Source organism: Bradyrhizobium centrolobii, assembly GCF_001641635.1.
In the GTDB taxonomy this organism is placed as follows: Bacteria; Pseudomonadota; Alphaproteobacteria; order Rhizobiales; family Xanthobacteraceae; genus Bradyrhizobium; species Bradyrhizobium centrolobii.
This window is the reverse complement of record NZ_LUUB01000040.1, coordinates 135,047-144,548: the sequence shown is the minus strand read 5'-3', so window position 1 is coordinate 144,548 and position 9,502 is coordinate 135,047. Positions and strand designations below refer to the sequence as shown.

The following is a 9,502-nucleotide window of genomic DNA, read 5'->3' as shown; positions in this document are numbered from 1 at the left end:
TCTGCCGTCTTCACCGGCACATACCGCATCCGCGGCCGGCTCGCCGCCTCGCACAGACCCTCCGCATCGCGCCCGTCGTTCTTGTTGCGCGGCACATAGGGCTTCGCCAATTGCGGCGCGATCAGCTTGGCCGTGTGCCCCAGCTTGCCAAGCTCTCGCGCCAGGTGGTGGGCAGCCCCGCACGCCTCGATCGCCACCACCGTCGGCGGCAGCTTGGCAAAAAACGCCAGCATCGCCTTGCGGCTCAGCCGCTTGCGAAGCACGACCGATTCCGATGCATCAACCCCATGCAATTGAAAAATATACTTCGACGTATCCATCCCAATGCGGATAATCTGGCTCACGGACGGCTCCCTTGTCTGAGATTTGCAACAACCTCATTCTGGCACACTGATGCCGTAGGGGGCCGTCCACACCATCAACCCCAGGGAGCAGTTTGGCGAAGACTCGTGGCGCTAATCTCGCGCCACAACTGCTCCCTGTGGGTATGGGTCCCGGCCTTCGCCGGGACGACACCCTCATTTGGGACGCCGAGCGTCTCAACCAACAGAGATTTGCGCGATGACCGCCATCTACCGCCTCGACGGCAACAGCGTCGTTACGAGCCCCGACGCCGCAGGTCCCTGGGATCGGCGCATGCAGCACGGCTCGGCGCCGGCTTCGCTCGTGACCTGGGCGGCCGAGCGCATCCCGACGCAGGTCGCGATGGACATCGCGCGCGTCACCATCGATCTGATGCGTCCCGTTCCGGTGGCCCCGCTCACGATTGCGACCGAGGTTTTGCGCGAGGGCCGCAAGATACAGCTCTGCGAGGTCAAGCTGCTGGCCGAGGGTGCGCAGGTGGTCGGCGCGACCGTGCTCAAGATCAAGCGGCAGGCGCTGGCGCTGCCTGACGACATCAAGGAGCTGCCGGTCGAACTGCCGTCGCCGGAGGACTCGCTCGTCGAGGACGGCCACGCCGCCACCAGCCCGTTCGTGCGATCGGTCTCGATGCGCGCCGCGCGCGGCCGCTTCGGCCAGGCCGGTGCCGGCGCGATCTGGTTTCGCGTCGACCATCCGCTGATTGAGGGCGAAGCGATCTCGCAGGCCATGCGCGCTGTGGTCGCCGCCGATTTCTCCAACGGTACTGCCTCGACGCTCGATTTCCGCGCCTGGACCTACATCAATGCCGATCTCACGGTGAGCTTTGCGCGGCAGCCTGTCGGCGAATGGATTATGCTCGACGGGGAATCCTGGATCGGTGCAGACGGCACCGGGCTCGCGATGTCGCGGCTCGCGGACAGGCAAGGCTATTTCGGTCGAGCGGTACAAAGTCTCGTAATCGAGAAGCGGTAAGCGCGACGGGGGCGCACAGCGCTCACTCCCGCAGCCACTTGAATGGCAGGCTTCCGCCGCCGCGGAAGGGATGCCCTGGTCGCGAACCTCTTCTTGTTTGGAGGCCTCTTGTTCGACGCCAGCGTCCTGCCAGTTCACATGCTGTAGACGATCTTGATCTCCCACAGCAGCACAATGATAGCTGTGATCAACGTGACCGCAGCCAACGCACTTTCCAAGGAAGCGACTCTCATTTGATACTCCGCTTCCCAGCCCCGTTAGCGGTCTAGGTGATTCGCTGATTCGCCTGCAATTGTGCGGGCATCGCATCCGCAAACTCCGTGGCGCGTTGTGGTTTGGCGGCCACAAGAACACCGTAAAATCCCGGATGGAGACGTTGACATGCGCCGGCTTTTCGCGCGGCGCGTGTGCTCTGAACCCGCGATCACAATCAGGACGATTATCCCACCATCCGGTCCCGTCCGCTCCAGAAGCTCGCGCGCAGCACCTTCTTGTCGACCTTGCCGACGCCGGTCATGGGCAGCTGCTTGACGAACTGGATCTGCTTCGGCGCATGCGCCGAACCTTTTCGGGCCTTGACGAGGTTGATCAGCTCGTCCGGGTTGGGCTGAGCGCCATCGCGCGGTACGACGATGGCGGTAACGGCCTCGCCCCATTTCTCGTCGGGGATGCCGACGACCGCGACCATCGCGACATCTGCGTGTTGTGACAGCACGTCCTCGACCTCGCGCGGAAAGATGTTGAAGCCGCCGGAGACGATCATGTCCTTCTTGCGGTCGAGGATGAACATGTAGCCGCGCTCGTCCTTGCGCGCGATATCGCCGGTGTGCAGCCAGCCGTTCTTCAGCGTCTCGGCGGTGATGTCCGGCCGCTTCCAGTATTCCGCCATCACGTGCGGCGCGCGCACGCAGATCTCGCCGGCCTCGCCCGTCTTTACTTCCTGGTCGTTGTCGTCGAGGATCCTGACCTCGCATGCTGCGATCGGGAAGCCGCAGGACAGGAACAGCTCCGGCGTCTTCGGATCATGGTCGGCCTTGCGCAGCACCGAGACCGGGTAGCATTCGGTCTGTCCATAAAGCTGCGAGAACACCGGCCCGATGCGCTCGATGCCTTCCATCAGCCGGCTCGGCGACATCGCGGACGCGCCATAGAGCACCAGCTCGAGGGAGGAGAGGTCGGTCCTGCTCAATGCCGGATGATCGAGCAGCACGTAGATCATGGTCGGCACGAACAGCGTGAAGTTGATGCGCTCGCGCGCGATCGTCGTCAGCACGGCCTCGGGATCAAAACCCTTCAGCATGTGCACGGTGCCGCCGCGCATCAGCGTCGGCAGCACCTTGGTGCCCGCGACGTGGCTGATCGGCGCGACCGTGAGATAACGCGCCGCCTCCGGGATCTCGAAGTCGGCGAGGATCGCGGCGGCGGCCCCGCCATTTTCGCGGTGATAGCGTAGCGCGCCCTTGGATTTGCCGGTCGTTCCGCCGGTGTAGTTCAGCGTGCTGATGTCATTCGGGCCAGCGAGGCAGAGGGCGCTGGCGTGGCCCGTCGTCTCGATCGCATGCAAGAGGTCGACACCATAATCCGCCGGCCCCATGGTGAAGACGGCCTTGAGCTGGGTCGCCTTGGCGGCGAGCTCGCCGCCGCGATCGCGGAACGCGGCCGCATCGACCACCAGCATCTCGGCGTCGGAATCGTCGAGCTGGAACAGCTGGTCTTCCAGCGATCCCAACGGATGCAGCCAGGTGATACCGAGCCGCGACAATTGCGCGGCGACGCCGGCGCACCAGGTGTCGGCGCGGTTGGCGGTAAGGAAGGCGACGCGGGCGCCGGGGGCAAGCCCGATCCGCATGAATACGCCCTGGATGCGACCGATCAGGTCGATCGCACCCTGATAGGTCAACGATCCGCCGGGCCAGACGAAGGCGGTGCGGCCGGGATAGCGCGACAGCGCGCGTAGCGTCTGCGCGCAAACAAGGGGAAATGCATGGAGCGGATCGGACATATGTTTCCTCGTTGCTTTGTCATCGGCTTCTGACGTGCCAATGTTGCTGCAACGCTAGCACAGCGAATGCGGGATGGAACGGCAAAGCCCGCGCAAGGAGGCATGCGTGACGTCCGATCGGCTGCAACGCTTCCGCGATCGTCTCAGCTTGCCGCTGATCGCGGCGCCGATGTTTCTCGTGTCGGGCGTCGAGCTCGTGGTCGCGGCCTGCCGCAACGGCGTGATCGGCAGTTTTCCGACGGTGAATTGCCGTAGCACGGAACAACTCGAGCAATGGCTCGGCGAGATCGCAACGCGGTTGCAGCAGCACGCCGATCAGACCGGCCGCAAGGCCGCGCCAACCTGCCCGAACCTGATCGTGCATCGCTCCAATACACGGCTGGAAGAGGATCTCGCGGTGCTGCTGCGGCACAGGCCGGAGATCGTCATCACCTCCGTCGGTTCGCCCGCGCCGGTGTTGAAGCCCTTGCATGACGCCGGCGCGCTGGTGATGGCGGATGTCGCCTCGATCCGCCATGCCGAGCGAGCCGCCGAAGCGGGGGCCGATGGGCTGGTGCTGCTCACTGCGGGCGCCGGCGGCCAGACCGGCTGGCTCAATCCGTTCGCCTTCGTCCGCGCGGTCCGCGCATTCTTCGACGGCATCATCGTGCTCGCCGGCGGCATCAGCGACGGCTGCGCGTTACATGCCGCCGAAGTTCTCGGCTGTGATCTCGCCTATATGGGCACGAAGTTCATCGCCACGCGCGAGAGCATGGCGGATGACCGCCACAAGCAGATGCTGGTCGACAGCAGCGCCGACGACATCCTGCTCACCACCGCGTTCACCGGGCTTCAGACCAGCATGCTGAAGCCGTCGATCGTGGCTGCGGGTCTCGACCCCGACGATCTGCCGGCGCGCGGTGCGATCGATATCGGCAAGGACATCGACGTCACCGCGCGCGAAAACCGGCCAAAACGCTGGCGCGACATCTGGAGCGGCGGGCATTCGGCATCGGGCGTGACCGATGTGCTCGCCGTCGATGATCTCGTCGCGCGCACGATTGCGGAATATCGCGGGGCGGGCGGGCGTTAGCCGCGGAAGTCTGCGCCTCTCCCCGCGCGCGAGGAGAGGCCGACGCGCGCCGAGCGATGCGAAGCATCGGCGGGCGAGGGGGAGCTTCCGGAAGTCCTACCCTCACCGAATCTGCGGAGGCAGCCCCTCACCCCGACCCTCTCAGCGCGAGCGAAGCTCGTCGCGGCCCCCGTAAGAACGGGGAGAGGGAGAAGGCGCGTTGTCGCCCCAGATCACAGTTAATCCCACACTCCTGCGGTTCGCCGCACTTAACGGCAGATTAACCATCGCTCGCCAAGAATCCCCTCAAGGCCGCCAATCAGGACCGAGAGGGACAGGCGATGGACTTCGACTTTCTCAGCACCAAGACGCACGCTTCGCTGGATGAAATCCGCGTTCGTGTGGCCCATGCGCTCGCCCGTCATCCGCTGTGCCGCAACGTGCGCTTCGACATCGTCAGCGTTCCCCGCACGCGCCGGGGCGGCAACTGGACGGTGACGCTGCAATCGGTCGAGCCGCGCGCCGTCTGGGAGGCCTCCGAGATCGTCGCCGACATCCAGGACGCCTATGATCTGGCGGCAGCCGCCTGATTTTCCCTGAAATTCCCGGGCGATGTCGCCGTAGCCCCAGCGATTGCCGCCGCTGGGGCACGGTTAAGCCTTAATTACCGCCCAGTTTTCGGGCAGTGATCACTTGGACTTGAAAGCCGGTCGCGGAGAGACGTTTGTCCAAAGCCATCACCATCGTCGCGCTGACCTGCCTCCTCGTCCTCGGCGCCGCCGCCGCCGCGATTCTCGGCCGTGACAGCGTACCCAGCGTCAGCGCCGAGATGATCACCCAGGCCCCACCGCCCAAGCCGCTTGCTGCCAACCGCGCCGCCAAGGCCGACCGGCTGGTCCCGACGCTGGCGCTGGCCTCGGCCGCGATCGATCCGGTGCAGACCCAGGCGCAAATGCCCGCGCTGACCGAGCCGCTTCGCCAGGCCTTTGCCGCGGCGACGCCAGCCGACTTCCCGATGTCCAAGGAGACGTCCAAGGCCAGCGCGTCCGAGGCACCGGCTGCCGAGGCGCCCGCCGCGAACGTGCCGGCGCATGCCACTGAAACTCCGGTCAAGCCGAAGGTGGCAAAGCCGCAGCCGCAAAAGAGCTATTCGCTGCTCTCCGACATGCAGATCGCCGGCATCAAGGATCGCCTGAAGCTGTCGTCCTCGCAGGAATATTACTGGCCGTCGGTCGAGACCGCGCTGCGTAACGTCGCCCGCAAGATCCAGGCGAACAAGCTCTCCAATCCGAACGCGCCGGGCGTGCCGATCGATCCGAATTGCGATGAGATCCAGCAGTTGAAATCAGCCGCGATGCCGCTCCTGTTCCAGTTGCGCGACGACCAGAAGGAAGAAGTGCGCAAACTCGCCCGCATCATCGGGCTGGAAAAGGTCGCGCAGCAGATCTGACGCGTAAGTTCCCTGCGGGGATCGCGCGTCTCCTTATCAGGAACATCCGACAATCCCCACGCGTTGCCCGCCCCAAGAGAGGGAGTGGACCAATGCGCGCCTCGACAGCCTATTTCGTCGGTGCCGGAACCATCATTGCGGCCATCGCCATTGGTCTCGGCGGCGGCATCGTCGCCGGCAATATCATGAATCCGATCGCGCCCAGGCAGGGCCTGGACTCGGCCAAGGAGCGGCAAGCTGAATCCGTGGCCGCGACGAGCGCGCCATCGGAGCGCATCCAATATCTCACGGGCTCGCAGGCATTCGGCGCCATGATCGCCGCGCCTGTGCAGGTGCAGGACAAAGAAAAATCCGAAACACAGGCGGAAGCAAAGCCAGCGGCGCAGACCACCGAGGCCAATGCAGAACCTCCGGCGCCTCTGCAGCAGAAGAACGTTGCGGCCGAGGAGACCAAGCGGGCGCCGCCGCCTTCGCAGACCGCCAAGCCCGCCGAGCAGCAGGCATCGACCGAGCCCGCATCCTCGCCTGAAAACGCCAATGCAAAGGCGAAGGAGTCCGACGTGAAACGCGCCGCCTCCGAACGACGCCGCGCGGAACGGCGCGAGCGCTGGGCCGAGCGCCACCGTTACGACGTCCGCGGTTCGCGCGGACCTCGCGATCGAACCGATTGGGATGACGTCGCGCGCAACATCCGCGAAGATTCCGACGTACGCGATCTCGCAACCCGCCCCCGCGCCGGCTTTCCGCGGATCAGGCTGTTCGGGCCTGACGACGACGACTAGCGCTGCGCCGGGAGTGGCGCCGCTGCGCAGTCGTCTCCTTTCGTCGTGAGGCGTGCCTGCCTCAAAATTCAACTTCCGGACGAGAGCCATTCGTGCATTATTGACGCAGCCAGCCGAAGGCCGCGTCATGGGCGTTGCGCTGTTAGCTTGGGGTTGCTTCTTCGGGCCGCACGGGGAACGCGTAACCGTTCCGGCGCCCGTCGACGGAGGTGGCACGCCCTGGCTGCTCGACTTTCGGACGCGACATGCGCGGACTCTGCGGGATGTCGGATTTACCGCGATACAGTTGCCGCCGACTTCGAAGGCGGAGGGCGGCGCGGGCCGCACTGAAGGTCAGCATCGCCGACGGACCAGGGGCGGATCGTGGCCGAGGCGCTGTGCACAGGCAATCACGTCACGGCACAGGGTCCTGCCGGCGACACCGGCGAGCATCGCATTCTCGTCGCAGCACGGCACCTGCCGGAGACCGGCCAGCCTTCACGATCGACGTCACCTATCTTGCACCACAAACCTTTTAGAGGGCTCCCATGTCATTGCACCTGTTGTGGACGTCGGCCGACAGTCTCATTGCGGCCCTCGCGCTCTCATTCGTCGTTCCGCGCCGGCACGTGCTGCCGCTCATCGTCATGTTCGGCGTTTGCGACGCGCTGGGCACCTTGCTCGGTGTCAGCGTGCCGATCGCCGATGGTTTCGCCGCGGTGGCGCTGATGTCGTGCGGCGCCTTGTCGTCTGCCGCTCGCGCATCGCCTGACGCAGGCGCCGGGCTGGGTCTATGTCCTGCCCCCGCTGCTTGCGATCGACAACGTTGTGTCGCGCGCTCCTGGGGCCGCCGGCGTTGCCGCCGTGTCGAGCATGGCGATGGCTGGCCTCGGCTTCGCGCTCGGAGCCCTGGGGCCGACTTGGTGGAACGCGGGTCTCGAAGGCAGGCGGGCGTTCGCCGGAGCCTGCTTGCTTGCTGCCGGAAGCGTTCTGGCCTTCGGAGGCTAGCCATGGCCGCCTCCGTCACGACCCGCAGCTATGACCATGCCAGGACCGGTGCGAACAATTCCGAGACGGTGCTGACGGCGACGGCCGTCCGCACCAAGGGCATCATAAAACTCTTCAGCATTCCGATTCCCGACGATCCCAGGCTCGAGGCGCAGCCGCTCGCGGTCGGCGGCGTACAAGCGGTCAATGGCCAGACTCATGATCTGATCTTCCAGGCCAGCATGGGCAATTGGGTCTACGCATTCGACGCCGCGACCGGCGAAAGGGTCTGGGCCACGAATCTCGGGCGCCCCATCATCGGAACGAGTGCCATCGATGGCCACATGACCAACGTCAATTGGGGGATTCTCTCCACCCCCGTCATCGACGAGGCCGCCGGCATTCTCTACGCCTGCACATGGATCAGCGACGACGGCAGTGTCGCGAAAGGCCAACACTTCCTGGCTGCGCTGCGAATAAGGGACGGCTCCCTGGCGCATCCATTATTGAACCTGGAGGGCGCGGTCTACGCACCGCCCGGCTTGCCCGTGCAGAAATTCGTCTCGGCCCAGCGCAAGCAGCGCAGCGCGTTGGCCCTGACGCGCAATCACGTGCTAATTCCCTTCGGCACGATTGCCGAGACGTCGGCGACTGCGCGCGGCTGGCTTCTCGCCGTTGACGTCCATGCCTGGCGGCTGGCCGCTGCGTGGTGTTCCACCGTCACTGGCGCTGGCGGCGGGCTGTGGCAGAGCGGGGCGGGTCCCGCGATCGGTCCCGACGGTTCGATCTACGTCATCACCGGCAACGGGGCGTTCTCGCCGCAACATGGCGATTTCGGCGAGAGCATCGTGCGGCTGGCTTTGCATACCGGAAACCATGCGCATTTCGAGGTCGTGTCCTGGTGGGCGCCATGGACCGACGCCAGCCGCGCCGGCACGGCGGTCCACGCGATCGACGATGATGAAGAGCCGGGCCCTGCCGTCCAACGTCTCCCTGACCGCGGTGATCGGCCATGCGAAGCGGATGGGAATGGCGCTCAAACCTCTCCATGCGCGCGAGATGGCACATATTGCGGTCACGTCAGGTCCCGATGCGATGGATGCGCAGATCGCACCGGTCGTGGCGCATCACATGCAGGCGATGAACGAGTCGATGTGGGCTGACCAGGACTTCGGTTCGGGTGGCCCGGTCTTTGTCGCCTCGGCACATGCCGTCCTGGCTGCCGGCAAGGATGGTATTCTCTACACCGGCAATGTCGAAGCGCTCGGCGACACGCAAGTTGGCGATCTCGCCGCCGGGCATTTCGCCGCGAACTATGCCAAGCTTCGCATGCCGCCGATCCTCTATACCTATTTCGATCCTGCTGTCCCGCCCGCGCCGGCGTCACCTTGCAGCTGAACCTGTTTCCCGGCGGTGCGACGCGGCACCTGCACGGGACACCGTTGCTGTTCCAGTCCGCCGTCCACGGCACCATGCATTTCGTCGGCGGCGAGAACAGCGCCTTGCGGGCCTGGTCGATCGCAGCGGACGGAACGTCGACCTATCTCGCGGGGAGTAACGAGATCGCCTCGCCGCAGTCGCCGCGTCCGCCGGGCGGCATGCCCGGCTGGAGCATCACGCTTGCTGCCAACAACGGCGCCGACGGGATCATCGTGGCGATGGTCCCGTATCAGGACAGCAACATGATGCTCAGCTTCGGCCGCTTCCTGGTCTACGACGCGCAGAACTTCGCCACCAACCCGGACGGCTCCAAGCGTCTCCAGGTGATCTGGGACAGCGAGAACTGGGGCCCCGAGCACGCCTTCAGGCATCCGAAATTCAATCGTCCGATCGTCTGGAACGGGCGAATCTATCGCCCGACCTATGATGGCCGCATCGACGTCTATGGCCTGACCAGCTAGCAATTCTGAGCACCC

9 protein-coding genes and 1 pseudogene are annotated in these 9,502 nt (G+C 65.2%); 8 read left to right on the top strand and 2 right to left on the bottom strand.

Annotation, left to right across the window (positions count from 1 at the left end; all coding sequences use genetic code 11):
* Positions 1-344 (bottom strand): annotated as a pseudogene (locus AYJ54_RS11025) (IS110 family transposase); the annotation flags it as partial.
* A 217-nt stretch (positions 345-561) separates the two neighbouring features.
* Between AYJ54_RS11025 and AYJ54_RS11020 the strand changes: the two are divergent.
* Positions 562-1,335, top strand: coding sequence for a thioesterase family protein (locus AYJ54_RS11020; protein WP_063698943.1), 774 nt, complete (start codon positions 562-564; stop codon positions 1,333-1,335).
* 439 nt (positions 1,336-1,774) lie between these two features.
* Here the strand turns inward: AYJ54_RS11020 and AYJ54_RS11015 are convergent, their stop codons facing one another.
* Positions 1,775-3,337: an AMP-binding protein gene (locus AYJ54_RS11015; RefSeq protein WP_063698942.1), complete on the bottom strand. Its 1,563-nt coding sequence runs from the start codon at positions 3,335-3,337 to the stop codon at positions 1,775-1,777.
* Between the two features lie 106 nt (positions 3,338-3,443).
* On the opposite strand from AYJ54_RS11015, the gene AYJ54_RS11010 reads away from it, so the two are divergent.
* The 7 genes from AYJ54_RS11010 to AYJ54_RS10980 all read left to right on the top strand — a co-directional run bounded on the left by AYJ54_RS11010 (position 3,444) and on the right by AYJ54_RS10980 (position 9,487).
* Complete coding sequence (locus tag AYJ54_RS11010; RefSeq protein WP_063698953.1) at positions 3,444-4,409, top strand: NAD(P)H-dependent flavin oxidoreductase; 966 nt, start codon at positions 3,444-3,446, stop codon at positions 4,407-4,409.
* Between the two features lie 320 nt (positions 4,410-4,729).
* The gene (locus AYJ54_RS11005) at positions 4,730-4,978 is read left to right on the top strand and encodes a hypothetical protein (RefSeq protein WP_063698941.1); all 249 of its coding nucleotides are present in this window, start codon (positions 4,730-4,732) and stop codon (positions 4,976-4,978) included.
* Positions 4,979-5,112: 134 nt separating this feature from the next.
* Complete coding sequence (locus AYJ54_RS11000; RefSeq protein ID WP_063698940.1) at positions 5,113-5,838, top strand: hypothetical protein; 726 nt, start codon at positions 5,113-5,115, stop codon at positions 5,836-5,838.
* 92 nt (positions 5,839-5,930) lie between these two features.
* Positions 5,931-6,620 carry a hypothetical protein gene (locus AYJ54_RS10995; protein WP_063698939.1) on the top strand — a complete coding sequence of 230 codons (690 nt, stop codon included), beginning with the start codon at positions 5,931-5,933 and terminating at the stop codon, positions 6,618-6,620.
* Between the two features lie 989 nt (positions 6,621-7,609).
* Positions 7,610-8,749, top strand: a complete 1,140-nt coding sequence (locus tag AYJ54_RS10990; protein ID WP_063698938.1) for a PQQ-binding-like beta-propeller repeat protein — start codon at positions 7,610-7,612, stop codon at positions 8,747-8,749.
* Positions 8,718-8,984: a hypothetical protein gene (locus AYJ54_RS10985; protein ID WP_161491839.1), complete on the top strand. Its 267-nt coding sequence runs from the start codon at positions 8,718-8,720 to the stop codon at positions 8,982-8,984. Before AYJ54_RS10990 ends, AYJ54_RS10985 begins: the two co-directional genes overlap by 32 nt.
* Positions 8,975-9,487 carry a hypothetical protein gene (locus AYJ54_RS10980; protein ID WP_063698936.1) on the top strand — a complete coding sequence of 171 codons (513 nt, stop codon included), beginning with the start codon at positions 8,975-8,977 and terminating at the stop codon, positions 9,485-9,487. Before AYJ54_RS10985 ends, AYJ54_RS10980 begins: the two co-directional genes overlap by 10 nt.
* Positions 9,488-9,502: the final 15 nt, after the last annotated feature.